At 52.8% G+C, this 25,168-nt stretch carries 24 protein-coding genes; 5 read left to right on the top strand and 19 right to left on the bottom strand.

Features of this window, described 5'->3' with window-relative positions:
* Both K7X24_RS20225 and K7X24_RS20220 read right to left on the bottom strand, forming a co-directional pair.
* Nucleotides 1-1,038 carry a FecCD family ABC transporter permease gene (locus K7X24_RS20225; RefSeq protein WP_224558080.1) on the bottom strand — a complete coding sequence of 346 codons (1,038 nt, stop codon included), beginning with the start codon at nucleotides 1,036-1,038 and terminating at the stop codon, nucleotides 1-3.
* A complete protein-coding gene (locus tag K7X24_RS20220) occupies nucleotides 1,035-2,099 on the bottom strand; it encodes an ABC transporter substrate-binding protein (RefSeq protein ID WP_224558079.1) in 1,065 nt (354 codons plus the stop codon). Before K7X24_RS20220 ends, K7X24_RS20225 begins: the two co-directional genes overlap by 4 nt.
* Nucleotides 2,100-2,450: 351 nt before the next feature.
* Between K7X24_RS20220 and K7X24_RS20215 the strand changes: the two genes are divergently transcribed.
* Nucleotides 2,451-3,476 carry an LLM class flavin-dependent oxidoreductase gene (locus K7X24_RS20215; RefSeq protein ID WP_224558078.1) on the top strand — a complete coding sequence of 342 codons (1,026 nt, stop codon included), beginning with the start codon at nucleotides 2,451-2,453 and terminating at the stop codon, nucleotides 3,474-3,476.
* A gap of 356 nt (nucleotides 3,477-3,832) precedes the next feature.
* Nucleotides 3,833-3,907 carry a membrane protein YpdK gene (gene ypdK, locus K7X24_RS22115; RefSeq protein WP_099606229.1) on the top strand — a complete coding sequence of 25 codons (75 nt, stop codon included), beginning with the start codon at nucleotides 3,833-3,835 and terminating at the stop codon, nucleotides 3,905-3,907.
* 160 nt (nucleotides 3,908-4,067) lie between these two features.
* Here ypdK and K7X24_RS20205 read toward each other — a convergent pair whose 3' ends face one another.
* The 15 genes from K7X24_RS20205 to K7X24_RS20135 all read right to left on the bottom strand — a co-directional run bounded on the left by K7X24_RS20205 (nucleotide 4,068) and on the right by K7X24_RS20135 (nucleotide 20,012).
* Nucleotides 4,068-4,913 carry a prepilin peptidase gene (locus K7X24_RS20205; protein WP_010302946.1) on the bottom strand — a complete coding sequence of 282 codons (846 nt, stop codon included), beginning with the start codon at nucleotides 4,911-4,913 and terminating at the stop codon, nucleotides 4,068-4,070.
* A gap of 89 nt (nucleotides 4,914-5,002) precedes the next feature.
* Nucleotides 5,003-5,749, bottom strand: coding sequence for a type II secretion system protein N (locus tag K7X24_RS20200; RefSeq protein ID WP_224558077.1), 747 nt, complete (start codon nucleotides 5,747-5,749; stop codon nucleotides 5,003-5,005).
* A complete protein-coding gene (gspM, locus tag K7X24_RS20195; RefSeq protein WP_103862232.1) occupies nucleotides 5,739-6,233 on the bottom strand; it encodes a type II secretion system protein GspM in 495 nt (164 codons plus the stop codon). The genes K7X24_RS20200 and gspM overlap by 11 nt, the downstream gene beginning before the upstream one ends.
* Nucleotides 6,230-7,507 carry a type II secretion system protein GspL gene (gene gspL / locus K7X24_RS20190; RefSeq protein WP_224558076.1) on the bottom strand — a complete coding sequence of 426 codons (1,278 nt, stop codon included), beginning with the start codon at nucleotides 7,505-7,507 and terminating at the stop codon, nucleotides 6,230-6,232. Before gspL ends, gspM begins: the two co-directional genes overlap by 4 nt.
* A complete protein-coding gene (gene gspK / locus K7X24_RS20185; RefSeq protein WP_224558075.1) occupies nucleotides 7,504-8,490 on the bottom strand; it encodes a type II secretion system minor pseudopilin GspK in 987 nt (328 codons plus the stop codon). The genes gspL and gspK overlap by 4 nt, the downstream gene beginning before the upstream one ends.
* Entirely contained in the window at nucleotides 8,487-9,137 is a 651-nt protein-coding gene (gene gspJ / locus K7X24_RS20180) for a type II secretion system minor pseudopilin GspJ (protein ID WP_224558074.1), read from the bottom strand. The genes gspK and gspJ overlap by 4 nt, the downstream gene beginning before the upstream one ends.
* On the bottom strand, nucleotides 9,137-9,502 hold the full coding sequence (gene gspI / locus K7X24_RS20175; protein ID WP_044208462.1) for a type II secretion system minor pseudopilin GspI: 366 nt from the start codon (nucleotides 9,500-9,502) through the stop codon (nucleotides 9,137-9,139). Before gspI ends, gspJ begins: the two co-directional genes overlap by 1 nt.
* A complete protein-coding gene (gene gspH / locus K7X24_RS20170; RefSeq protein ID WP_224558073.1) occupies nucleotides 9,499-10,065 on the bottom strand; it encodes a type II secretion system minor pseudopilin GspH in 567 nt (188 codons plus the stop codon). The genes gspI and gspH overlap by 4 nt, the downstream gene beginning before the upstream one ends.
* A 119-nt stretch (nucleotides 10,066-10,184) precedes the next feature.
* Nucleotides 10,185-10,640, bottom strand: coding sequence for a type II secretion system major pseudopilin GspG (gene gspG / locus K7X24_RS20165; protein WP_103862236.1), 456 nt, complete (start codon nucleotides 10,638-10,640; stop codon nucleotides 10,185-10,187).
* Nucleotides 10,641-10,672: 32 nt separating this feature from the next.
* Nucleotides 10,673-11,899 (bottom strand): type II secretion system inner membrane protein GspF, encoded by a 1,227-nt coding sequence (gspF, locus tag K7X24_RS20160; RefSeq protein ID WP_224558072.1) that lies wholly within the window; start codon nucleotides 11,897-11,899, stop codon nucleotides 10,673-10,675.
* A gap of 1 nt (nucleotide 11,900) precedes the next feature.
* Complete coding sequence (gene gspE / locus K7X24_RS20155; RefSeq protein WP_224558071.1) at nucleotides 11,901-13,397, bottom strand: type II secretion system ATPase GspE; 1,497 nt, start codon at nucleotides 13,395-13,397, stop codon at nucleotides 11,901-11,903.
* Nucleotides 13,394-15,316 carry a type II secretion system secretin GspD gene (gspD, locus tag K7X24_RS20150; protein WP_052012069.1) on the bottom strand — a complete coding sequence of 641 codons (1,923 nt, stop codon included), beginning with the start codon at nucleotides 15,314-15,316 and terminating at the stop codon, nucleotides 13,394-13,396. Before gspD ends, gspE begins: the two co-directional genes overlap by 4 nt.
* A 118-nt stretch (nucleotides 15,317-15,434) precedes the next feature.
* The gene (gene gspC, locus K7X24_RS20145) at nucleotides 15,435-16,298 is read right to left on the bottom strand and encodes a type II secretion system protein GspC (protein ID WP_224558070.1); all 864 of its coding nucleotides are present in this window, start codon (nucleotides 16,296-16,298) and stop codon (nucleotides 15,435-15,437) included.
* Between the two features lie 50 nt (nucleotides 16,299-16,348).
* Entirely contained in the window at nucleotides 16,349-18,328 is a 1,980-nt protein-coding gene (locus K7X24_RS20140) for a glycosyl hydrolase family 28 protein (RefSeq protein WP_224558069.1), read from the bottom strand.
* A 124-nt stretch (nucleotides 18,329-18,452) separates the two neighbouring features.
* Nucleotides 18,453-20,012: a polysaccharide lyase family 1 protein gene (locus K7X24_RS20135; RefSeq protein ID WP_224558068.1), complete on the bottom strand. Its 1,560-nt coding sequence runs from the start codon at nucleotides 20,010-20,012 to the stop codon at nucleotides 18,453-18,455.
* A gap of 538 nt (nucleotides 20,013-20,550) precedes the next feature.
* Between K7X24_RS20135 and gspB the strand changes: the two genes are divergently transcribed.
* Entirely contained in the window at nucleotides 20,551-21,120 is a 570-nt protein-coding gene (gene gspB, locus K7X24_RS20130) for a type II secretion system assembly factor GspB (RefSeq protein ID WP_224558067.1), read from the top strand.
* On the opposite strand, the gene gspS is transcribed toward gspB, so the two are convergent.
* Nucleotides 21,117-21,530, bottom strand: coding sequence for a type II secretion system pilot lipoprotein GspS (gene gspS, locus K7X24_RS20125; RefSeq protein WP_103862244.1), 414 nt, complete (start codon nucleotides 21,528-21,530; stop codon nucleotides 21,117-21,119). The two genes, gspB and gspS, sit on opposite strands and share 4 nt — an antisense overlap.
* A 107-nt stretch (nucleotides 21,531-21,637) precedes the next feature.
* Entirely contained in the window at nucleotides 21,638-22,879 is a 1,242-nt protein-coding gene (alaC, locus tag K7X24_RS20120; protein WP_103862245.1) for an alanine transaminase, read from the bottom strand.
* Nucleotides 22,880-23,246: 367 nt separating this feature from the next.
* On the opposite strand from alaC, the gene dgcA reads away from it, so the two are divergent.
* Together dgcA and K7X24_RS20110 are read left to right on the top strand one after the other, a co-directional pair.
* Complete coding sequence (gene dgcA, locus K7X24_RS20115) at nucleotides 23,247-24,227, top strand: N-acetyl-D-Glu racemase DgcA (RefSeq protein ID WP_224558066.1); 981 nt, start codon at nucleotides 23,247-23,249, stop codon at nucleotides 24,225-24,227.
* A gap of 42 nt (nucleotides 24,228-24,269) precedes the next feature.
* Complete coding sequence (locus K7X24_RS20110) at nucleotides 24,270-25,130, top strand: D-amino-acid transaminase (protein ID WP_180775505.1); 861 nt, start codon at nucleotides 24,270-24,272, stop codon at nucleotides 25,128-25,130.
* Nucleotides 25,131-25,168 lie beyond the last annotated feature (38 nt).

The following is a 25,168-nucleotide window of genomic DNA, read 5'->3' as shown; positions in this document are numbered from 1 at the left end:
CTAGCGTCCTCTACCCTGTCGCTGTGTTTTATACAACAGCACGGCAAAAAGCGGTGCGCCAAGTAGCGCGGTCAGAATGCCCAGCGGAATCTCCGCCTCAGTGAGATTGCGCGCCAGATCGTCCACCAGCACCATAAATCCCCCACCCAACCACAGCGACACTGGCAGCAGGCGACGATGATCGGCCCCCACCAGCATGCGTGCGACATGAGGAATCACCAACCCAATCCAGCCAATACTGCCGCTGACCGCCACCTGAGCGGCGACTATCGCAGCACACAAACTCAAAATCAGCCAGCGCAAGGGCTGTACAGCGACACCCAGCGCACGCGCGTCCTGCTCACCCATCGACAACACGTTGATGTGCCAACGCAGCCGCAGCAGTAGTCCGCCTGCAAGGCCTAGCGGCACCGCCATGGTCATCAGCGAGTTCCAGTGTGCGGTAGCAAAGCTGCCCAACAGCCAGAAAACGATACTCGGCAACTTCTCTTCGGTATCCGCCAGATATTGCATCAGGCTGACCAACGCACCGAAGAAGCCACTGAGGATGACGCCCGCCAGAATCAGGATCAGCACGTTCTGTTTACCAAATGCGGCAGCCATCATGAAAATCAGCAAGAGCGCCAGCATGCCGAACGTAAACGCAGACAGCAGCAAAAGCAGCGGCGTCCAGCTTAATAGAATCGCCAACGTGCCGCCGAAGGCCGCGCCAGCAGAAACACCGATGATATGCGGATCGACCAGCGGGTTACGGAAAACGCCTTGCAGCGTAGCCCCGCTCAGCGCCAGCGCCGCGCCCGCACACCAGGCTAATAACACGCGGGGTAAGCGCACACTCCACACCACTTGCCGTTCAATATCGCCAAGCAAGGGGGCTTTTCCGAACAGCAGATCGTTGCCAGACAGCGGCTCGATAAGGATCTGGATGATGCGCCACGGGGATAAGCTAAAACGCCCTATCCCCAATGAGCACACGGCAATTAACAGCGTGGACACCACCACCGTCAGCAGCGTGATCCGGTAGGTGCGATAACTCATTGTGCCGCAGAGGCATCCGCACGATAGTCCATACGGTAAAAGCGTTGGTAATACGCATCGGCCGCTTTTTGCATATCGATATCGGCGAAGCGTTCAGGGTATAGCTTTTTCGCCATCCACAGTTCACCAATCGCTAACGCTTCCGGCATCGGGTAACCCCAGGCTTTGGCGTATTCCGGCATCAGATACACGCGATGCTGTTTCACCGCATCAATCGCCTGCCAGGCCGGATCGTTGACGATCTGCGTCACAACATCCGGGTAGCGATCCTGCACGAAAATCACCTGTGGGTTCCAGGCAAGCACATTTTCAATCGATACCTGTCTAAAGCCTTTTATCGAAGCTGCCGCCACATTCAGCGCCCCTGCGTGTGACATCATCAGACCGGTATATTTCCCTGAACCGTAGGTTGTCAGGTCTGGGTTAGCCATATACACGCGGATTCGCTTTTCTTCTGGAATCGACTCCAGACGCGCACTCACGTTTTGCCGCTGCGTAAATGTATAGTCGATCAGCGCTTCCGCCTGTTTTTGACGCTCAACGACGTCACCAATCAGCCGAATCCCTGCCTTAAGCCCTTCGTTATACGCCGTGTTTTCATCACTCATCGTAGGATTGATTTTGTCGGCTTCTCCCGGCTGATCCTGACGCAGCGAGATCGCCACGACCGGAATGCCTGTCCGCTCAATCTGCGCAATCATTTCCGGCGGCGCATAGTTAGCGACAAAAACCACCTGCGGCGACAGCTTCAGCAGGCTTTCAATATTGACCTGCGTGAGATCGCCCGGCATTGGCAAATCCACCAGACGCGGAGCCAGCCGCACATAATGCTCGCCCAACTGTTTCTTCCAACTGGAAAGCACCCCCACGACGCTCTCTTGTGCATCCAATTGCACCAGCAGATTTAAGGTTTGATGCTGCAACACCACCACGCGATTAACGTGGTCGGGAATCGTTACATTGCGCCCGAGTTGGTCGGTCACCTGACGCGCCGCCCAGGCATTGGAAAACACTAAAAACAGCCCGGCAATCCACAGCGTGTAGCCAAATTTCTTTATCATGTTGGTATCCTGATTTTCGCTATATATAAAATGATACAGCGTTAGCGACAAAGAAAATACTGATCTCGCTCATAATAATATTTGGATACCGATTTTGGGGTAGATAAGCGTGGGTAGTGCTTTTACCTAAATAACAGACGGTTTATTACGAGAGAAAATCAAAAAATCACCAGCTCAACCGGATATTTATTCTGCGAACGATTAGTCAGATAAACTGAATTATTACGTTAAAAAAATCATATTTATTCTCAGTATTAATCACGTAGAGTGATTCTATTACTGAATCTGTAGCACTTTGCTGTACAGGGCGAATGTACTAAATTTTTGCCTGAATATAAGGATAAATACCCTATGAAGAAAATCGGCTTTTTATCATTCGGCCACTGGTCACCGTCACAGCAGTCTGGCACACGTTCAGCGGCTGACGCATTACTGCAATCTATCGACCTTGCCGTTGCCGCTGAAGAGCTGGGTGCTGACGGCGCCTATTTCAGAGTGCACCACTTTGCCCGCCAGTTGGGGTCACCTTTCCCGCTGCTAGCCGCGATTGGGGCAAAAACCAAAAGCATTGAGATTGGCACCGGCGTCATCGACATGCGCTATGAAAATCCGCTGCACATGGCTGAAAATGCCGGCGCCGCCGATCTGATCGCTGGCGGACGCTTGCAGCTCGGCATCAGCCGTGGCTCGCCAGAACAGGTGATCGATGGCTGGCGCTACTTTGGCTACCAGCCGACAGAAGGGGAATCGGAAGCAGACATGGCGCGGCGTCATACCGAAGTGCTGTTGGATGTGCTGCGTGGCGAAGGCTTTGCAAAACCGAATCCACAGCCCATGTTCCCGAATCCACCGGGACTTTTGCGTCTGGAGCCTTATTCAGATGGGTTACGTGAACGAATCTGGTGGGGTGCCGGATCGAATGCCACGGCAGTATGGGCAGCGAAGCTAGGCATGAACCTGCAAAGCTCCACGTTAAAAGATGATGAAACGGGCGAACCTTTTCATATCCAACAGGCACAGCAAATTCGTGCCTATCGTGCCGCTTGGGCTGAGGCGGGTCATACGCGCGCACCACGCGTCTCCGTCAGCCGTAGTATTTTTGCATTGATGGATCACCGCGATCGCGCCTATTTCGGCGGAAGCAGTAACGATAGTGACAAGGTAGGTTTTCTGGATGAAAACACGCGCGCGATTTTCGGCCGCAGCTATGCCGCCGAGCCGGACGCGCTCATCGAACAGTTAAAACAGGATGAAGCGATTGCTGAAGCGGATACGCTATTACTAACGGTGCCGAACCAGCTGGGCGTGGATTACAATGCGCATGTGATCGAATCAATCCTGAAACATGTCGCGCCCGCGATGGGGTGGCGGGATTAGGCCTACGGCCTAAAAATGAAAGCCTATCCAGCAGGCGCAAAACCGACGATAACAGCGTCAATAATCGGGGAGATTGAGGGGCTATTTTTACTCGTATCTCCCCGTTTTTTTTAGCCTCTGAAACGGCTCAACGCTTTTTAATGCTATTTTGAAAATATAGTTTCTGGACCCCTTGAATTCCCCCCCTCACTGGGCGTAGATTTAGCGCCGATCCCGTCATAACTGGTGTGACTCTGGTGATGACAACGGGAAAGATTACCCTTCGGTGACATCACCGGCAGCGTAATTATTTCCTTCCATAATAAAACGCACAATCGGGATCGTTGCTGGCGTGGTTTCTGCTGGAGAATAAATCGGTGAAGTATTTTTTTATGGGTATCTCATTCTGTTTAGTCGTTTGGGTGAGTACCTTTATGCTGATGGTAGAATAACCTGTCATTTGCCCGGCAAAGATTTATCCATTGAAGGGCACACACAGATAAAGATAAAAAAGGCTGATGGTATTTATACCCTCAGCCTATTTTTATGCCTGCCGATCTATGTTCAGCCGACGGTTATTCAGCCGATAATTCGTATTGCCTTTGCCATTCTCTACAGATTGAATCCGTTCATTATCACGCCGAACACCCCGCCGATTGCCAGCCAGGGGCCAAAGGCCAGCGGTTTAGCCGTATCCTCTTTACGCAACCCGCGCCAGATGAGAGTCACGACCAGCCCACTCAGCGCCGCCACCAAAACCAGATTGGGCAATGCCTGCCAGCCAAGCCAAGCCCCCAGCGCAGCCAGCAACTTAAAATCACCGTACCCCAGCGCTTCTTTGCCCGTTGCGTATTTGAATGCCCAATAAAGTAGCCACAGAGATAAATAACCGGCCATCGCGCCGACTACGGCATCATTCAATGAGACAAATGTCCCCGACAGATTAAACAGCAACCCCATCCACAGAAGCGACAGCGTAAGCACATCCGGCAGCAGCAGCGTTTTTATATCAATAACGGTCAGCACCAACAGGAAGGACAGCAGGATCAACGCCCCCCACAGCGCCATACCGGGCAACCAGAGCAAACCTGCCGCCAGAAAAGCCAGCATGGTGATGACTTCCACTAACGGATATTGCACAGAGACCGATTGATGGCAGCAGCGGGAGCGGCCGCGCAGCCACAGCCAGCTGAATAGCGGGATATTATCTTTTACCGCAATAGCCTGCTGGCAGTGCGGGCAAGACGAAGGCGGCCACCACAGGTTGTAGCGCGTATCAGGATCGGAATCGGCCACGCCCGTTTCAAGCTCGATGTCCTGCCGCCAGCGACGCTCCAGCATAATCGGCAAGCGGTAAATCACCACGTTCAGAAAACTGCCAACAATCAACCCCAACACGCCCAGCGCCCCAAACCACCACGCCGGAAACAGCTGTGCGAATTCCCTTAAATCGTCCACGTTAGTCCCTGATTGTTGATAAAGAAACGGTATGAATGAGCGGTTTATTTTTGCGCTCGACTACGCGGCACCGACAGCGCTGACCGCTATTACAGCAAGCGCCCCTGAAAATTCAGCGTTCTGGCACCCTGTTCATCGGCTTTACCGGTGGTTGCCAGCAGTTTTTTCATCGTCGCGGGTAAGTCATTTCCGCTGCTAAGCTGCCCCGTAAAACGATATTCGCCTTTCGGGGTGATGCTGCCTTTGCCAGACAATTGCAGATGTGAGGAGGTCTGCCGCAGGCTCGCTTCTAGCGCGCCTTGCTGGCAGCGTAACGTGGCCTGAGGCGTAGCGAGTACCAGTCCACCCAGCGGCGTTTTCACCCGTGCACCCGGCCAGGTTACGTTGGCATCCAGCGATTGGCAGCCCGAACGGTCCACCGTCGCCTCTTGTAGATTGAGCTGTACGTTTCCTTCTGCCCCGATTGGCACAATAAAACGCATATGGCTGAATAAATAGCCCGCCGGTACAGAAAGCTGCCATTGATAAAACTGCGGCTGCTGCCAACCGCGAATGATCCCACGGCCTGCAATGCCTTCTGGGTTTTTAAACGCAATTTCCAGCGCGGGCATAAAATCCGAGAACGTGATGTTCCAGTGCACATCGTCCAGCATTAACGCGCGCCAGCTAAACCGTTGCAGGCTCCCCTGCCATAACGTTCCGGCGGCCTCTGCGACCACCATTCCTGCGGGCAGCGGCACAGCCGTAAGCAGACGGGCAGGCGCATAGCACGCAAGGAACAGCCCATAGGCCAGAACCAGAGCGATACCTGCGCCGATACCGGACTTAAGCTTCATCCGCCCGTTCCAGCATCAGTCTGGTGACATCCACCATTCCGGGGCTTTGCTCGACGGCATTCACATCCAGCGACATCACTTTCACGCCGTTTTTCTGTTCCAATTCGCCAAGCCAACGCAGCAGACTATTAAAATCACTTTGCCCCAGCGTCACCGATGCCTGGCTGCCCTGTGGCTGCAAACGCACAACGTTTAGTCCGTAACGCTTGGTACTTTGTGAAATCAAAATCGGCAGACTGACGTCTCGCTGACTATTGTCCCCCGGCGCCTGATTTCCCTGCGGAATCAATGAAGCTTGCTTCTGCATCCAGTTGACGGTCTGCTGCTCGCGGGAAATGGTGCGCTCCCACAGATCTTCCCGCTCCTGCCACGGCTGGAGGATAGCGTAATACACCACACAGAGCAGAAGCACCGCCGCACACACCACCATAAGCTGGCGCTCACGCGGGCTCATCGCCTGCCAGCGTTGCCGTAATTCATTCATTGCTGGCTCCTTAATGTTAACCGGCCTTCAACCCGATCGTTTTCCTGCCGCATCTCTCCCGCCTGTACCTGATAATAAGCGGCAGCCTGCTGCTGAAACTGCTCGAGTTCCTGATATGACGTGCCCTGCAACGCCAGCCGGAATTCGCCCGCAGCGCCGTCGTAAGACAGCGACTGAATTTTGATCGCGCTATTCTGTGTCATGAGCTGCTGTAAGGGGTTCAATTGATCCAGCAGCGCTTTCCCTGCGCCTCCGGCTGCCGTACGTTGCAGGTGCTGCTGCATCTGCGCGCGCGGGTTAACGACATTCGTTTCGGAAGGGAAAATCTGCTGATAGGTGCGCACGCTTTCCTGCCGCCAATGCTCAGACTGTTGATAAAGCTGGTAGTGCGCCCAGCCAGCATCCGCCACAACCAGCAAGAGGTAACAGGCAAACGCGATCCCGACGCCACGCCACGGCAGCAGGGTGTTTTGCCAGGCTTTCTCCGGCGCATAATCGCCTTGCCGCAGATCGGCCGAAGCAGGTAGCTGCGCCGTTGCCGCCAGCGTGAAGAGATCTGTTTCCGGCTGTACCTTCCACTCGCCCTCTTCCTGCCATTCGTATTGCGCTAGCTCACCGCCAACCGATGACGCGCTGTAGCTGTATATCGCAGGCAGCGGCATAGAGGCTTTCAGCAGATCACCGCACCAAGAGGACTCCGCCGCCATGGCATGACCCGTCGGCTGGCGAAACAGCCACATGTCATCATGCTGCAACGCACTCCAGCCATCTTGATGTTTCGGCAATACGCGGGCATCGGGCAATAACATATCGACGCTGAGCTCCAGCGCATCGCACTGTGCCAGCCAACGCTGCATCCGGTTTTTTTCCACCACGGCAACCGTGCCGTCGTCGCCATGAATTTCCAGCACGGCAAAATGCAGCTTTTCAATTTCCGTCGCCAGTTGGTCTTCCAGCATAAACGGCACAACTTGCGTCAGTTGACGCCGCGCCTGTCGGGGCAACGTCAGGGTATAAAACGTTACGTCAGTGGCCGGAACCAGAACGCGGGTAAATGCCACGGACGGATAGGCTGCCAGTGCCTGACGAACCTGCTCTATGCTACCGCGCCCCTGACTCAGTAAACTTTCCCCATTGTATGAACGCACCTGCCATTCGATCTCTCCCTGTTCTTCTACCGGAAGACGAACAATGAGGCACGGATGCCGAGCGATCGTTCCTCGATTTAATGGGGTTTTTGCGGCTTTTCGCTTCCATTTTCCCGCTATTTTCATGGATTCACCGTCCTATATCCTCCATATTGCCGCTGCACGACCTCTATCTTTTGTCCACTCAGATGAAGCAAGCTACGTTGATGGAAATCACTGTCGCCGACACGCACCTGGAGTTTTACAAAGAACCATTCACTTTTTACTGCCAGCACTCGCTGCGCGGTATTTTTACTATTCGGGGGCAATAGCCCAGTTTGTTGCAGAACTTCAATACTTGCCCACCCCATACGTGGCCGCTGCTGTACCAATGCTTTTGCCTGCGACATTGTCATTTCGTTCAGGAACACAGCGGATAACAGCGGGGCATCAAATTCGGTTAGCGTGTTGATATTAATGGACATCGCATCCACCGGCAGCGCACAAACATAAGGCAATAGCCGACGATAGAGATCGCTGTCGATGCCATACACTGCACGTAATTCGCTGATTTCACTCATTCTCTGATTAGCGGTACGATAAGGCACTGGCAGCGCAGCATAGACGTCGTCTTCCGCACCGTTCGCCGACGGATAGTTATCTGCATCAATCCAGTCACGCACCGCCGCAGTAATTTTTTCTGCACGATCCGTTTCCTCACCCAGATTTTTCAATAGCAAACGGAAAACCTGCGCCGGATAAGGCGTCTTCACCAGCGTGCTTTCGTTATCCACGCCTTGATTGATCGCATTCACATTAAAACAGGTACGCGCATCGCTAATCTGGCCAGTGATCTCCCCGCCATCCACCGGGAAACGCTGCCCCGGCTGCGACCAGTTCTGTCCGACAAACGTGCGCCCCGGCATATTCCGCGCATCACGCTGTAGTATCTGCCCGCTTAGCGTTTCCGCCCCTAATGCGTACCACTTCGCCTGCTGGCGGCTCAAGTGACTTTCGGTGCGCAAAAACGCTTTACCCGTGCGTTCCGTAATCACTGCGGCAATCGTCACCATTAATGCCAGAATCAGAAGCACCACCAACAGCGCTGCGCCGCGCTGACGCGACCTCATTTAACCGGTCCGGTGGTAATCAAAAATATACGCGACATTTCTCCGTAATCCCTTAAGGTCAGCACCACTTCAATCCCTTGTGGCAATTGCGTACTGTTGTCCCAGCGATCGCGCCAGGTTTTATTGCTGAAAAAGCGCAGGCGGAAGCCGTCGACCTGCGTGAGAAGCGGTTTTACGCCGGGATCGAGCCCTTCAATTGGGTCGGGAGTCACGTGCGTTAACCGTTCCAGCGTGTGTTCCCGCAGCCGATAGGCCACAGGCTGAAGTTCAGAGCGCGGCAGAATACCAAACGGGTTCTGCCAGCCATTGCGCATAAAGCTGACGCCCCAGTCATCACTTTTTAACTGATCGCGACCGGCGTAAAACATCGAGGTACTTCCTCTGCTGCCGCGTGCGATCATCTGGGAGAAATCGTTGTCCATTTGTGAAAATGCGCGCTGTATTTCGGCCAGACGCTCGGCCTTACGTTGTGAAATTTCATCATTACGCATCACACCATTCAGCACCTGAAACGCACTGAGGCTCAGCGCCGCAAAAATAGCGATCGCCAGAATCATTTCCAGCAGCGTAAATCCCTGCTGGCTTTTCTGTCGCTCGTGCTCTTGTGCGCTTCTTGTTTGGCTACACATCCTTGTTTTACTAAACATTATTGCTTCACCACATAGGTGCGCAGAGAAGCATCAGCGGCAAAAGCATCTTTATTACGTCGCACTTCCACATCCAGCGCTTTAGTTTGAGGGTCGCCAGTCTCTACGCCTTGCCAGCGCCAATGCCAGCGCTGGCCGGCGAACTGCGTTTCTCCTTTCACCCACGACGCTTCCGGCCAACGCTGTTCCAGCCGCAGTTGAACCTGCTGGTTTTCCGCCACCCAGCCTGCAAATGTCTTCTCTTCCAGTCGGCTCAGGCTGCTTGCCTGTCTGGCTGTCGTTTGTAAAACGGCAATGCCCGCCAACGCAAAAACACTCAGCGCGACCAGCACCTCCACCAACGTCATCCCTTTCTGTCGTCTCATCGTTTCTTACCCTGACTCATCGACGTCACAAACCGTCCGTTACTATCCACCTGGAGCCAATTCGAGAGCGCTTTGTTTTCAGACTTGACGAGCAGACGGAAAGGCGTGATTTCGCCACCGGGCAAAATCAGGATATCGGGATCGTCACCACTCTGCGTTTTATCCACTTTTTTCCCATCGGCTTGCAGTAACTCAAGTCGTAATGCCTCGGGCAGCGATGCCGATGCGCTCACCCGATGCGGTTGCCACGGCTGCCACTTGTAACCCTGCCAGCGATCGCCGCTTGGGATCGGCGTCCCTTCCGATGCAGCGGGTCGCTGGAGTTGATAAAACTGCCAGCGATCGGGATGGATACGAACACCCAACATGTATTCATTAACCTGACTGCTTTCAGCGGCAAACTCCAGTTGCGCCTGAAAACGAGCCAACTGCCAGGCGCTGTCATTCTGGCGCTCGGGAGGAAACGCCATGACGACCATGCTAGCCGCGATGCCCGCCAGTAACACGACTAGCATCATTTCCAGCAGGGTGAACCCCTGCTGCTTCCTCGTTAACCGCTTCATTGCGCTTTTGCCGTCCTTTTCCCGCCGCCATCGATAGCAACTACCCACAGCAATCATCCACCGCTGTCATCCACAACAGCCAGCATCATCTATAAAGACTGGCATATCGCCACATGTCTTTATTTTTTATCAAGATTCCAGTTGCCGATATCATCTTCCGTTCCCGGCATGCCATCTGGCCCCAGAGAGAAGATATCCAGTTTGCCGTGCTGGCCGGGGTTCAGCAGTTGATAGTCCGTGCCCCACGGATCCTGCGGCAGGCGGCGAATATAGCCATCGGCTGGGTAGTTACGCGGTTCCGGCTGTACCGTCGGCTTCGTCACCAGCGCCTTCAGCCCCTGCTCTGTGGACGGATAGCGGTTGTTATCCAGCTTGTACATGTCGAGTGCACTTTCCAGAGACACAATATCGCTGACGGCTTTTTGTCGATCCGCCTTTTCCTTATTCCCCATCAGATTAGGCACCACCAGACTCGCCAGTACGCCGAGAATGACGATGACCACCATAATTTCCAACAGGGTAAAACCACGCTGACGATAACCGCTCTGACCATAACCACGCTGAGACTGTTGCATCCTTACTTTTCCTCATTCAATTGTTGGTTCTCTTACGAACTCATTAACGTATTCAGTTGCAGAATCGGTTGTAAAATCGCGAGTACGATAAACAACACCACCGCCGCCATGCTGACCACCAGTAGAGGCTCAAATAGCCCCAGCGCCAGCGTCATCTGCGAACTAAATTCCCGATCCTGATTATCCGCCGCCCGTTCCAGCATGCTGTCCAGCTCGCCGCTGCGTTCACCGCTGGCGATCATATGGCGCATCATTGGAGGGAAGAGCGCCGTCTGTTCCAGCGCTTTGTGCAGGCTAACGCCCTCTCGTACCGCATCCGTCGCCAGAGAGAGCCGATAGCGGGCATAGTCATTGCTCATGACATCGCCGCTAATGCGCATCGCCTGTAACAGCGGCACCGCACTGGCGTTAAGAATACTGAGCGTCCGCGCGTAACGAGCCGTATTCAAGCCACGCGCTATGCGTCCGATCAGCGGTAAATGCAGCAGGCGTCGATGAAAACTGACGCGCCGCTTTTCCTGTCGCAGCATCACGCGAAACGCCATAAATCCCGCCAGCAATGCCAGCAGCATCCACGGCCCAAACGTGCGCACGGCATCACTCATCCCCATCAACACGCGGGTTGAAAGCGGCAGCGCTTGCTTCATATGAATAAATTGCTCGACGACTTTCGGCACCACGACAGACAGCAAAATGCTGACCACGGCAATCGCGACCACGGTTAATACGCAAGGGTAAATCATCGCCTGCTGAATGCGGCTGCGCATCTGCTGGCGCTGCTCGGTGTAGTCCGCTAATCGGTTCAACACGGCATCAAGGTGACCAGACGTCTCGCCTGCGGCGACCATCGCGCAGTACAGCCGTTCAAAGCTGCCGGGGAAGCATTTCATGGCATCGGCCAGCGAGTGCCCTTCCATGACCTTGCTGCGTACCGCCGCCATCAACTGGCTCAGCTGTGGCTTTTCGCTCTGTTTTGCCACCGCATCCAGCGCTTCTTCCAGCGGCAACGACGCCGCCACCAGCGTAGCCAACTGGCGAGTCAATAGCGCCAAATCTGAGGTGCTGAGCCGAATTTTGCGGCGCAGGGAGAGTCCTGTAGAACTGGATTTCTGCTGGTCGCCTCGGTTTTCATCAACCGACAGCGGCACCAGCCCGCGCTCCCGTAATAGCTGACGCGCCTGTCTGGCAGAATCGGCCTCCTGAGTGCCACGGCATTTTTTCCCCTGCGCATCCAGCGCCTGATAGTGGTACTGTGCCATATCATTCCTCTTTGGTTACGCGGATCACTTCTTCCCAGGTCGTGAGCCCCGCCAGTACCTTATCCAGCCCATCCTGACGGATGGTGGTTCGACTTCCCCCCAGAATCTGCGCAATCGCCATTTCACCGTCACTGCGGTGGATCGCGGCACGGACGTCGTCATTAATCAGCACCAGCTCATGAATGCCGATACGTCCTCGGTAGCCGGTAAAGCTACACTGCGGACAGCCAACGGGGTTATGCAGCAGCGTACCGAGCGCGATCCCCATCTGTTCAGCCTGAACCGGATCGACCAGCTGTGGCTGGCTACAGTCAGAACACAGCGTCCTGACCAGACGCTGCGCGAGTACGCCCAGCAGAGAAGTTGACAGCAGGAAAGGCTCGACGCCCATATCCTGCAAACGGGACAGTGCGCCCAGCGCACTATTGGTATGCAGTGTGGATAACACAAGGTGACCGGTCAGCGAGGCCTGCACGGCAATCTGCGCCGTTTCACCATCACGAATTTCCCCCACCAGCACGACATCCGGATCCTGACGCAGAATGGCACGCAGCCCGCGGGCAAACGTCATATCCACCTTGGTGTTGACCTGCGTTTGCCCGATGCCCTCCAGTTCATACTCGATGGGATCTTCCACCGTCATGATGTTACGTTCCGAGGCATTCAGGCGACTGAGCGCGGCGTAAAGCGTGGTACTCTTCCCCGACCCCGTCGGGCCGGTTACCAGAATAATGCCATGTGGGCGATGGATCAGGCCGTCCAGCAACTGTCGATTGCGTTCCGACATGCCCAACAATTCAAGATCGAGCTTAACGCTGTTTTTATCCAGCAAACGCAGCACAACGCGCTCACCGTAGTTCGACGGCAATGTGGACACACGCACGTCAATCGCCCGTCCCCCCACTCGCAGCGCCATGCGCCCATCCTGTGGGATACGTTTTTCCGCAATATCCAGCTTTGCCATGACTTTGATACGCGATACCAGCAGCGAAGCCAGCTTACGCTGTGGACGCAAGATCTCACGCAGTACACCGTCAACACGGAAACGGATCAGCAAATAGCGCTCATAGGTTTCGATATGAATATCCGACGCTTTATTCTTAATCGCTTCGGTCAACATCGCGTTGATGAGGCGGATAATCGGCGCGTCGTCATCGGCATCGAGCAGATCGTCGCTATCTGGCAATTCTTCCACCAGCGTATAGAAGTCCATCTCATTACCGATGTCCTCCATCATACGGCGCGCTTCTTCCGAGTCACGCTGATAGCTAATGACTAACTGCCGCTCAAATTCTTCATCCGTGACTCGCTCGATCCTGAGCGAGCAGCCCGCAATTCGACGCGCTTCCAGCAAAGCGGCTGGCAGCGTCTGTGAGACACAAATAGTCTGAAGGTTCGCCTCATTTTCCCCCTGCAACAGCAAAATTTGCTGCGATCGCGCATAGGCGAAAGGCAATATGGGGCGTAGTTCTATCATCTGGGAGGCAATGTCGCTCATTTCCCGTCCGCCGGATAGAACGCTACAATAGAGGACTGCACCTGACGGAACGTATAGGCGTTCCCACCTTCCGGCAAGCGCAGCAAGTCATTATCCAGAAGACCTCCCTCACCGTTACTCACGTTTCGCTGCTTCTCTTCTTCAGCGTTAAATGAGTGATACTTACTGGCAGAGGCACTCTGGTATTGGCTACGATCGCGGATAATAGAAGGACGGATAAACAGCATCAGGTTACGCTTTGACGTTTCCTGACTATTAGAACGGAACAAGTATCCCAAAATGGGAATATCGCCCAACAGGGGGACTTTACTTGAGGACTCACGCGTACTTTTATCCAATAACCCACCCACCACGACGGTTTCACCACTACTGACCAGAACTGCGTTATTGACAGTACGTGTATTGAATGTTGCGCCTAATTCGGCGCTGCTGCTGGAGGCAGAATCTGCCACGCTGGAGACTTCCTGCTCGATTTCCAGCAAGACGGAGTCACCTTCGTTGATTTGCGGCTTCACCTTCAGCTTGATACCGACCGTTTTACGCTCTACCGTTTGGAAAACGTTGTCACCGGATGTCGTCTGCGAACCCGCCAATACGGGCACTTCCTGACCGACATTAAACGTCGCTTCCATATTATCCAGCGTCACAATACTGGGCGTCGCCAGAATATCGTTCTTGCTATTGCTGGACAGCGCCGTCATCAGCATGCCCCAATTGCCCTGATAGAAGCCCGCGGCAATGCCGTTGAAGCTGCCAAGTGCACTCGTCGCTGCCGTGCCAAGCGTTCCATCACGCCGAAACTGGTCCGCTCCCGCCATCATTGTCGTGATCGGTAATCCTGTATTGGTGAACTGTGTTACCCCTGCATTTTTATTGGCCCACTGTACGCCGAGATTCATCCCATCGGCATCTTGTACTTCCGCGATGATCGCTTCGACCAATACCTGCGGACGACGGATATCCAGTTGTGCAATCACCTGTTCCAAGTCACGCATGATGTCAGGTGCCGCATTCACAATCAGCGAGTTGGTTTGTTCGTGTGCTTTAATCGAGATGTCTTTGCGCAGCGCGGGCAGCGCGTTTTGTTGGTCGGTTTGGATACTGTCGCCTACGCCCGTGAGCACTTCGACCAGATCGGTAGCCTTGGCGTATTTGAGATAGATGACTTTGGTATTGCCCTGCACTGCCTGCTGGCGATCGAGCTGCTTGATCATATCAATCACGCGCTGGCGTGAATTCGGCTCTCCGCGCACTAGCACCGAGTTGGTTCGTTCATCAGCCACCACATTAGCGGTCAGCATACCTGGCAAGGCAGATTTTTCATCCATCTTGTTCAGTTCATTCACCATCTTCACCACTTCCGTGGAAGAAGCGTAAGACAGCGGCACGCTGGTCACATTCCGGTCACCGGTCTGATCAACCCGTTCGACAATCGTCATCAGCCGCTTGATCACACCCGCGCGCCCAGTCATCAGCAGCACGTTCGACGGTTCGTAATGTACCACGCTCCCAGCTCCGGCGTTGTCATTCAACTGACGCAGCAGCGGTGCCAAATCACGGGCAGCGACGTTGTTGACTGGCACGACGCGCGTCACCACCTCATCGCCAATGCCCGGCTGTTCATCCGTCGCCAGCGGCATCGACGTCGATTTCGCATCCTTCGAGCGAATAATTTTCAGGACGTTGTTATCCATCGGAATCACGGTGAATCCATAAACATCCAGCACGCTTAGGAAGAACTGGTAATACTGTTCTTCATTCATCATGTCATAGCTGCGTACGGTAATCGTTCCGCTGACCGACGGATCGATAATGACCGTCTTATTCAAATTCTTGCTGACGGTATTAATAAACTCCTGAATATCCGTGCCCTTAAAACTGGCGGAAAATTCGGCGCTCCACGCCAATGATGACGCCATCAACAAAACGCTCCCGCTGAGCAACAACATACTCTTGCGGCGTAGTTGACCAAGCCATTGGTTTTTGTTCTTCGAAAAAACCTGACGCTTAAAAAATCCCTGTCCCTTGCTAAACAAATTAGTGGTCTCCATCCAATGCCAGATATATATTCTGCTGTTGACCATCACGCTCGACGGTCAAATTAAATTTGCTCATCCCTGCCAGCTGCGCCATCGCCTGCTGTGCCTGATCCGCATCGCGTAAATCCATGCCGTTTAATGACACGGCGAGATCGTTATCCTGCAAGCCTGCGCGGTAAAAAAGATCGGGATTTTTGCCGGGGTTTAACTGATATCCTTTCAGTACTTCTTCTTCCGTGACAGGAGAAATAGTGAGGTAGTCCTGTGCCGTGAAGGGATCTTTTTGTATCTTTTCTTTCACCTGACTCAATGCGCCAGAAGACTGTGGCGTGTCGGCAGTGTTTTCTTCCTGATACAAATGCAATGCCTCATAGCGCCCCTGATACTGGAGCACGACACGATCGGCAGAGATAGTCACAATTTTGGCTTCATAGCCCGGAATGGCATCGCCGACATTGCGACTGTATTGCTGACTATCTTTAGCGATAATGGCAATCGAACGCTTGGCGTCTCCACTCGCCAACACCCCAGTCAGGCTGATATTTAACGAGGTTAGCGGAATATCGCCGGATAATGCAGCGTCGTTAACCGCAGACGCATCTGCATCGGGGGCATGGCCGAATAAGGTAAAATCACCCGGCGTTGCGGGCTTTTCTTTCGCCTGGGCAGGCGTGACCGACACGCCAACAATGCGTGAGTCTTCGGGTAGGAGAAAGCGCCAGGTCAATACAGCCAACTGCTGACAAATCAGCAGCAAAATCAGCCCCAACACAATACGTCGGATCAGCGGAGCTGGCAGTGACCGAAAAGTGGCAACCAACGAATGAAAAGACGGATCTTTGAAAGCTTGCAATCGTGCCATAGATAATCATCCATAATACTCCCCACGCCGATTGGCGTGGGGAAAATGCCTTATTCCGTTGCGGCTTCCCGGGTGATGGTTTCATCACCGCTGGTCGTCAGCGCGGCATCCTTATTTACACGGTCTTCGAGCCTGATGTTTTCAATATGACCGAAATTCCAGGCTCCCGGTACATTCTCAAAAATGACATTTTTAAATTCACTGTTCTTCAGGAACGTAATGTCCGTCGCTTTTACATTTTTGAATTTTACATTCTCAAAATGCAAGCCTTGGTGATAGGCATCGCGTCCAAAAGAGAACTTATACGCATCAGCCATTTCAGCCACGGTCATCCCATCGACCAGGATGCTGTTTTTCTTCGCTGTACCATCAACCGTGACGTTGGAAACGGTCACATCACGGAACTGTGCGGGCTCAGCGGCAGGCTGGGTATCGTTCACGTCCGCTTTATATTTAATCGTGAACACAAACGGCTCGTTGACAATATCACGCATCGCGTTATTACGGAATACCACGTCACGCGAGCCGCCACCATAATAGGGGCGACTCTTCATGCGCAGGCCAACATCCGTCTTATTCATTACGTTATCTTCAGCAACAATTTTTTCAATCCAGGCACCGGTATGGCTACCCGTGACCACCGCACCATGCCCACGGCGGAAGTAGTTATTGAAGATCCAGGCACCGCTCTGCGCTTTTTGCCCGAGCGTAGTGACTTCGGCACCGTATCCCGCCGCAAAGTTTACGCTGTCATCACCTGTGTCAAAAAAGTTATTGAATACCATGACGTTCTGGCTGTTGCCGAATTCAATACCATCCGCATTATTGGCATCATACGTCGTATGTACCAACGCATTCATGGCCACATTCTCGGATTCCAGCACCATCACACCGTGGTAAGCCGGGTTCAGAATCGTCAACCCTTCCAAATACATGTTGCTTACGCCGCGCAGCGTCATCAGGCTGGATCGCCGGTTTTTGTACGCCTCATCCAGCGGCATTCCGTCAGCAACAGCTTTTGCCGTTTGATCTTTTGCCAGAATACCGTCACTACCAACATTGGCGGCTTTGCTTGCACGGTAGAGTGGCAACTCATTTTTTAATTCATCAATTTCAATAACGTTTGTATCACCCGCTTTAATGCCACGCGTCCAGCCGTTACCATCAATTGTCCCCTGCCCGACGATACGAATATTTTTAAAAGTGCCTGCATGGCTACTGCCCTGATCGTCCGCTTCCAATATGTTAATCAGAGAAGGCGGACGCTTCGGCAACTTAGGTGAGCTGTAAGGGTAGAGATAGTAGCCGCGAGCGAGCGGGTAATCATCACCGTTTGCCGATCCCAGCAATATGGCACCTTTCGCGACTTCAAACGTCATATCACTGTGCAGGAACAGCGCGCCGGTTTTAAACGTTCCCCCCTCAACCACGACCTTACATCCTTTCGGATACGCGGCTGGCGTACAGTCATCAATCGCCTTCTGAATCGCCACCGTGTCGTTGGTTACGCCATCCCCTTTCGCACCATAGTTGGTCACATTCAGTGAAGCTGGCGTCGCCGTCGTTTTCTGCACGACGGTTTCACTATCAACGGATTCTTTGCCGTCGTCATAAAGCGCACGCACCGTGAAACGGTATTCCGTTTCCGGTGACAGATTAGCCACCTTGAAATTATGGAAGCTGACGCGGACATGCCAGTTATCAGTATCGATCGAATTGTAGAAGTTATCGATATACGGCTTGGCCGGCGAATGGGTGTTCTGGTTATCAATGGTTCCGCCCAGCAAGGTTCCATTCATGTAGACACGGTAATCCTTAATGCCAGCGGCTGGTTTGGTCGGTTTTTCCCAGGCAAGTACCACGCTGCTGTCATCATAAGCCAACGTCGGCACTTTAAGATTTTGTGGCGCGGCGGAACGATCAATACCGACATCCGGCGTTGAGTCGCTATCGCTGCATCCGGCAATCAGGCCGCTCAGGACCAATGTTGCGCAGAGCGTAAGACGGGTACGAGGTAAAAAGTCAGTCATAGCATTTCCTGTATTTTTACTATTATTTTCCGATGTATTTCGCCCTGCGGCAGGATCGTTGCCACAGAGCGAAACCTATCGGCAGAGGGTTTACAGATAAAAATAATGCGTTGGAACAGACGTTCTACGGCAGAGAAATATCCAATTTCCCCGCACCAGCATTGTCCAGAACGTATTTCTCAACGGCGGCGATGGATTTCCCAGCGCTATATGTATAAGGCGGACTCCATTCCAATTCATTGGTGCAGGTTTCCAGCGCCCATGCCGGTACGGCTTTCCCAGAACTCGTGGCGGCGGCCTTCTCGGCTTCTTGCAATGCACTGCATTTGTCTACTGCGATTTGATTCAAATTGCTTGCCGGATTGCCATTGAACCAGGAGCCGTTGTCTTTAAATTTGCTTCCCTTGTAGGCACCGATGATCAGATTTTCATCCGCACCACCGCCCTGGAAATTAAACACGTTACTTTCGGAAAGAATGGATGAATCGAAGCCCATCCCAATGGCATAGAGAATGGGGTAATTCGTATCCGTTGCCCCGCGATGGTAGTTATTGAGCAAATGCACCTGACCAAAGCGTACACGCGGTGAACGCTGCACGCTGTTGTCCCATAAATTCCCTTCAAAAGTGATTCGGTATTCCCCTTTATCACCATCGCCGGAGCCAATTAATACCGTTTTGTCATGTTGGGCGAAAATGTTGTAGGAAATCGTCAGGTAGTCAGCACCGTCTTCGATATCCAGCAAGCCGTCGTGGCGCTGGATATGCTTGCCAAACAGCACCGGTTCCTGATAGTCAGGATGTTCACCATCCGTAAAGGTACAGTGATCGACCCAGACATTTTTGCTGGCGTTAATCGACACGGAATCATAACGCGCATTCCAGTTCCCTTTATCACCGTCGCCAGCATCCCAAGCCGGAGCAAAGTCACGCGGTGCCTGAAACGTAATATTACGGATAATGATATTGCTGTTATCCGTTTTGCCGAACGTGTGACTTAAGGTGTTGAGGGATAAATAGCCTTCTACCAGTTTCGCTTCGCTACCCACACCTAAAATCGTGGTATTCGGCGGGACCTGAAATTGAATCTGCGCCTTCTGGTTGTTGGCATACTGCGAGCGTTGACCATTTTGCTTTTTAAGCAGGCTAAGTTCAGCGCTAGCCGCCGCCGCATCGCTGCCGCCAGCATCCGCCGTCGCTTTCAACTGCGCCATATAATCCTGGTCGAACGCTTTGACGTATAAATCAAAATCAAACGTCGTTTTATTCGGCTTGGTTTTGTAATATTCAGCATCCGCATAGCGTCCATTACCTAAATCATCGCCGCGAACCGTGCCTTGCCAGTAGATAATTTTGGGCTCTAACTTCGCCTTCAATTCCGCATCGGCATCACCGGCGATATAACGAGGGCTGCGGATATTATTTAATGCGTCTTTTAATTCCTGACGGCTGGTGACGACATAAATGCTATTTTCATGCGCACCCTCGCCCCCCGTCGTCGCATAAAACTTACCATCCGTATTATGATATTGTGCAGCCCAGCCAAACGGTGCCGTTTTCACCTGCAAATCTGGCGGAGCCGCTTCTTCCACGGGCTGCTGACTATTATCACACCCGGAAAGCACGAGCCCGGAAAAGGCAATAGCTACCGCACAGGTGCGTAAACGACCAGTCCCAATAACCATTCTAAACATTTCATCCCTCAGTATTTTTTAATTATTAAAATAACAAAATAAATCCGCACAAAACCCTGCGATATTAATCGCATACTTTAAAAGTACTTTTATTCTTAATGTCGTGGCAGATTGACACGTCCCTTATTGATAAAAAAGCAGCACACTCTCTGTAGTAAAAAACCACATAATAATACTGCCCATTCAGCACTCGGGACTGTTAATTAAATGATGATGGCACCACCCCACGCTGATTGATTATCGAACACCAAAAAGAAACGTTATACCTACAATGGTAAAACATGGTTTCATTAAAGCAAATTCACACGTTTTTTTTGCGACCCGCATCAAGATTCCATCTGTGATTATTATGACTGTAATAGTTTTTAATCAAAATGGAGGAACTGTCACATAACCGAGAGATTCAGTTTTCTGGCTCTTTCTATTTTTTGCAAAATAAGGCAGACGGCACCATCCTACGCACCCGACTTTGGTTTATGATGTGGTGCTACACGACCTAAGTACCCCCTAAACACTTAAGGATGAGCGCGTGGACAACGCACCGGACGCAACGACACACTCACAGCCAGCACTGCTTGCCAGATACCCGATGCCCGGTTATCTGATGGTTATTTATGCTCTGCTTTTTATCGCTCTCGGCTGGTTCAGCCACCAGCGCTGGGGGAGCCCCGCTTCTCCTGAGCTCACTTTGGCTGCTCAAGCTGCTACCTTGCCTACGGTAGAAGAGCAAACGCCAGCCGTTCCCACAGCAACGCCTCATCAAGAAGCGCCCCATACCGATACGCCAGTTCCCCCAGAGAAAAGGACCACACTGTCGTTACCCGCCATCAGCAACGGTGAGATTCCACCACTGACCTACAGCGCACATGTTTATACGTCGGATGAAACCAAGCGCAGCATCACGCTCAACGGCCTGCAATTCCGCGAAGGGGATTCGCCAATAGAAGGGCTGACCATAGAGCAAATTCAGCAGGATATGACCATTTTTAGCGTAGAAGGTGAAGTGTTTATTCTGGAAGCACTGGAAGATTGGCCGGGCGGAAAATTCAACGAGAATGAACGTTCCGCCGACGATGAAAGTGGAAACGCTACGCCTTAGCCTCGGCTGCGAATGGCATCAATAAACGGCGTCAACGTACGGTTAAATTCCGAACACTGCGCCTCTTTTGGCGTACTGTCTTTCAATAACCCTTGATACAGGCTTTCACTGCGCTGCGGTAAAGCCTGATAGCTCGCGACATTCCAGCCTCGCTGTTTTGCTACAGCCAACGCGACATTAGCAACTGTCGCATCATCGGGCAGATCGCTGCGGTTACACTTCGATTTGAGATAGCGGGTAGCCGCCACCAGCGACGCCAGTTGATTCATTTGATCGTTAGGAGAAACCGTTACCGCAGAAGACTGACCTGCCACCGTTCCTTTTTGGGCAGACGTTCCTGTTTGTTGGCACCCGGCCAGCGTGACGCAAAGCAGCGTTAACGCAGAAATTTTAGACAGTGATAATGACATGACAAACTCATCCTGATTGAGATTAACGGTAGGCATTCTAGCAAATGATAAGCCGCTGTCACGGCATGTTTATGTGCTCCCGGTCAGACAACCGGGAGCGGTGGACATCAGGCAGCCGTGCCCTTGCCGGGTAAGGATTTGGTGGTCGGTAAGAGACCGTCAGCACGGAACATGGCCTTAATACCGCGCACCGCTTGCCGAATACGATCCTGATTCTCAATTAAGGCGAACCGCACATGGGTATCGCCATAATCGCCAAAGCCAATACCGGGGGAGACGCAAACCTTCGCTTCCGACAGCAGTCGCTTGGCAAACTCCAGCGACCCCAAATGCGCATAGGCTTCAGGAATTTTCGCCCAGACGTACATTGACGCTTTTGGCTCATCAACCATCCAGCCTGCCTCGTGCAGACCACGCACCAAAACGTTACGGCGCTGGCGATACTGCTCGGCGATGTCCCGCACACATTGCTGATCGCCTTCCAATGCAGCAATCGCCGCCACCTGCAACGGCGTAAACGTGCCGTAATCGTGGTAGCTCTTAATTCGCGCCAGCGCGTTGACCAACTCCGGGTTACCGACCATAAAGCCGATGCGCCAGCCCGCCATGTTGTAGCTTTTTGACAACGTGAAGAATTCTACCGCGATGTCCTTCGCGCCGGGAACCTGCATGATCGACGGCGCTTTCCAGCCGTCATACACGATATCGGCATAAGCCAGATCGTGGATCACCAACACGCCGTACTGTTTCGCCAACGCCACAACGCGTTCAAAGAAATCCAGCTCGACACACTGTGCTGTCGGGTTCGACGGAAAACCGAGAATCATCATTTTCGGCTTAGGAATACTCTCGCGGATAGCGCGCTCTAATTCATTAAAGAAATCGACACCGTCTACCAGCGGCACAGAACGCACCTGCGCTCCAGCAATCACCGCACCATAAATGTGAATCGGGTAACTGGGGTTAGGCACCAGCACCGTATCGCCATGATCCAACGTTGCCAGCATCAGGTGCGCCAGCCCCTCTTTGGAGCCAATCGTGACGATAGCTTCGCTTTCAGGATCGATATCAACCTCATAGCGATCGGCGTACCAGCGGGAGATAGCACGACGTAAGCGCGGAATGCCTCGGGATGTCGAATACCCGTGAGTATCTTCGCGTTGTGCAACCGTACAGAGTTTTTCCACGATATGAGGAGGGGTCGGGCCGTCAGGGTTACCCATGCTGAAATCAATAATGTCTTCGCCGCGACGACGCGCAGCCATTTTTAATTCAGCAGTAATATTAAATACATACGGGGGAAGACGATCGATGCGCGTAAAACGGCGCGGAGAAGTAGAATCAGCCATAACATCCTCGAATTAACGTGAGCGCCCGGACCATCCGAGCGACGCAGTGCCTGTAGAGGCACTCTACTCAACATCATTCAAATAGCAGGAACCCGTTTTCGTTGACGACAGCTTTCGTTAACTACAAGGGTACAGGCGACCTGAAGTGTGATGAGCTTATTCAAGCTATCTCAGATAATTCGTCCTGTCGATACCGTGCTCATAAATTTTTCCAGCCCGGAATTAAGCCTCATCAATTTCTGGCTAAAATCGCGAAAAATGAAGAATACACACAGGAAGAAGCATTACACTTGATGACCCGCTCAGGCCTTGTAAATAAGACATTTATGCCAATGAGACACAGGATAGTTAATCCGAGAGTAAGCTTATGACTGAGATGCGATATTTCACTGAGAGTTGGCCAATAGAAGGCGCCTTTACCATTTCACGCGGCAGCAAGCGTCAGGCGGATGTCGTTGTGGTAGCGCTCCAGTCCGGCAACGTGGCAGGCTACGGCGAATGCGTTCCTTATTCACGCTACGGCGAGTCCCTCGACAGCGTGATGGAACAGATTGCCTCACTGCATAGCGACTTTCGTAACGGTTTAGATCGGGAGACGCTGCAAACCATCCTGCCTGCTGGCGCGGCACGCAATGCGCTCGATTGCGCATTCTGGGATTTGGAGTGCAAACAACATCAGCAGCGCATTTGGCAGCGTTTGGATCTTCCTTCGCCTACGGCGTTGGAAACGGCCTATACGCTATCGCTGGATACGCCAGACCGCATGCGCCACGCCGCAATACATCATGCCACTCGCCCTCTTCTCAAACTAAAACTGGCAGACGCAGACGATCTGGCCAGAGTTGCTGCCGTGCGCGAAGGTGCGCCATTGGCACGTCTGATTGTGGACGCCAATGAAGGATGGGATATCGAGCGCTATCTGGCACTGGTTCCTAAACTCGCCGCGCTTGGCGTAACGATGATCGAGCAACCTTTCCCAGCAGGCAAAGACGATGTGCTGGCAGACTTGCCCCGCCCGATTCCTGTCTGTGCCGATGAGTCCTGCTATGACAGTCAGTCGCTGGCTGCTCTGGTCGGCCGCTATGACATGATCAACATCAAGCTGGATAAAACTGGCGGACTAACTGAAGCTCTGCGCCTGCGAAAATACGCACAGGCGCAAGGCTTAAAAATTATGGTCGGCTGCATGGTGAGTACATCGCTTTCGATGGCACCCGCTTTTGTCGTGGCGCAAGGTGCCGCAGTGGTCGATTTGGATGGCCCGCTGCTCTTGCAGCGCGATCGCACTAACAGGCTGCACTATAACGGTAGCGAAATATTACCGCCCAACGCATTATTGTGGGGATGACGCGCGTTAACCTGCATTGAGCAACTATTAAGGAGTGTTGTGATGCAACGTCTTGTTTATGTTGATGGACAGTATTTAGAAGAAAATGAAGCAAAAATTTCTGTATTTGACCGTGGTTTCCTATTTGCCGATGCTGTCTATGAAGTGACGGCGGTCATCGATGGCAAGCTGGTTGATTTCGCCGATCATATCACTCGTCTGCAACGCTCTTGCCGTGAGCTATCGCTCACGTTGCCTGTCACTCCTGAGGCGCTCAAAGAGATTCACGATGAGCTGATCAATAAAAATGATCTGAAAGAAGGCGCGATCTATTTACAGCTTAGCCGCGGCAATGCCGGCGATCGTGACTTCTATTTCCCTTCTGCCGACGTCAAATCCACGCTGGTTTTATTCACTCAGGCACGTTCGCTGGTCGGTAACCCGAAAGCCACAACGGGCCTGCACGTTGTCACCACCGAGGATATTCGCTGGCAGCGTCGGGACATCAAAACCGTCAGCCTGCTCGCCGCCAGCCTGGCAAAAGAGTATGCCCATGCCAATCAGGCCGACGATGCTTTCTTTGTTGAAGAAGGTTTCATTACCGAAGGCAGCTCCTGCAACTGCTATATCGTCCTGCATGACAACACGGTTGTGACCCGCCCATTGAGCAACGCTATTCTGCACGGCATTACGCGTCAGTCACTGCTCAAGCTGGCAGAAAAGGATGGCATTGCGCTGGAGGAACGCTTTTTTACGCCGGAAGAGGCGTATCACGCCAAAGAGATTTTTGTCAGTTCAGCCACCATGCTTGTTCTCCCCGTCGTGATGCTGGATGGAAAAACGATCGGCGACGGCAAGCCTGGAAAAATTACTCAGCGGTTGCGTGAAATTTATCTCGATATGATCAAACAACAGGAAAGATAGCCGCACTTCACATCCTGTAAGCACGGCTTCGATGTTCA

Origin of the sequence: Pectobacterium versatile, assembly GCF_020166435.1 — a bacterium.
In the GTDB taxonomy this organism is placed as follows: domain Bacteria; phylum Pseudomonadota; class Gammaproteobacteria; order Enterobacterales; family Enterobacteriaceae; genus Pectobacterium; species Pectobacterium versatile.
Note: the sequence above shows the minus strand (reverse complement) of the source record. Positions and strands in the feature narration are given on the sequence as shown.

Bases quoted from the DNA above. Each gene is read 5' to 3' on its own strand.
- K7X24_RS20225 (WP_224558080.1), bottom strand. From the start codon at position 1,038: ATGAGTTATCGCACCTACCGGATCACGCTGCTGACGGTGGTGGTGTCC.
- K7X24_RS20220 (WP_224558079.1), bottom strand. From the start codon at position 2,099: ATGATAAAGAAATTTGGCTACACGCTGTGGATTGCCGGGCTGTTTTTA.
- K7X24_RS20215 (WP_224558078.1), top strand. From the start codon at position 2,451: ATGAAGAAAATCGGCTTTTTATCATTCGGCCACTGGTCACCGTCACAG.
- K7X24_RS20200 (WP_224558077.1), bottom strand. From the start codon at position 5,749: ATGAAGCTTAAGTCCGGTATCGGCGCAGGTATCGCTCTGGTTCTGGCC.
- gspM (WP_103862232.1), bottom strand. From the start codon at position 6,233: ATGAATGAATTACGGCAACGCTGGCAGGCGATGAGCCCGCGTGAGCGC.
- gspL (WP_224558076.1), bottom strand. From the start codon at position 7,507: ATGAAAATAGCGGGAAAATGGAAGCGAAAAGCCGCAAAAACCCCATTA.
- gspK (WP_224558075.1), bottom strand. From the start codon at position 8,490: ATGAGGTCGCGTCAGCGCGGCGCAGCGCTGTTGGTGGTGCTTCTGATT.
- gspJ (WP_224558074.1), bottom strand. From the start codon at position 9,137: ATGTTTAGTAAAACAAGGATGTGTAGCCAAACAAGAAGCGCACAAGAG.
- gspI (WP_044208462.1), bottom strand. From the start codon at position 9,502: ATGAGACGACAGAAAGGGATGACGTTGGTGGAGGTGCTGGTCGCGCTG.
- gspH (WP_224558073.1), bottom strand. From the start codon at position 10,065: ATGAAGCGGTTAACGAGGAAGCAGCAGGGGTTCACCCTGCTGGAAATG.
- gspG (WP_103862236.1), bottom strand. From the start codon at position 10,640: ATGCAACAGTCTCAGCGTGGTTATGGTCAGAGCGGTTATCGTCAGCGT.
- gspF (WP_224558072.1), bottom strand. From the start codon at position 11,899: ATGGCACAGTACCACTATCAGGCGCTGGATGCGCAGGGGAAAAAATGC.
- gspE (WP_224558071.1), bottom strand. From the start codon at position 13,397: ATGAGCGACATTGCCTCCCAGATGATAGAACTACGCCCCATATTGCCT.
- gspD (WP_052012069.1), bottom strand. From the start codon at position 15,316: ATGGCGTCATCATTGGCGTGGAGCGCCGAATTTTCCGCCAGTTTTAAG.
- gspC (WP_224558070.1), bottom strand. From the start codon at position 16,298: ATGGCACGATTGCAAGCTTTCAAAGATCCGTCTTTTCATTCGTTGGTT.
- K7X24_RS20140 (WP_224558069.1), bottom strand. From the start codon at position 18,328: ATGACTGACTTTTTACCTCGTACCCGTCTTACGCTCTGCGCAACATTG.
- K7X24_RS20135 (WP_224558068.1), bottom strand. From the start codon at position 20,012: ATGGTTATTGGGACTGGTCGTTTACGCACCTGTGCGGTAGCTATTGCC.
- gspS (WP_103862244.1), bottom strand. From the start codon at position 21,530: ATGTCATTATCACTGTCTAAAATTTCTGCGTTAACGCTGCTTTGCGTC.
- alaC (WP_103862245.1), bottom strand. From the start codon at position 22,879: ATGGCTGATTCTACTTCTCCGCGCCGTTTTACGCGCATCGATCGTCTT.
- dgcA (WP_224558066.1), top strand. From the start codon at position 23,247: ATGACTGAGATGCGATATTTCACTGAGAGTTGGCCAATAGAAGGCGCC.
- K7X24_RS20110 (WP_180775505.1), top strand. From the start codon at position 24,270: ATGCAACGTCTTGTTTATGTTGATGGACAGTATTTAGAAGAAAATGAA.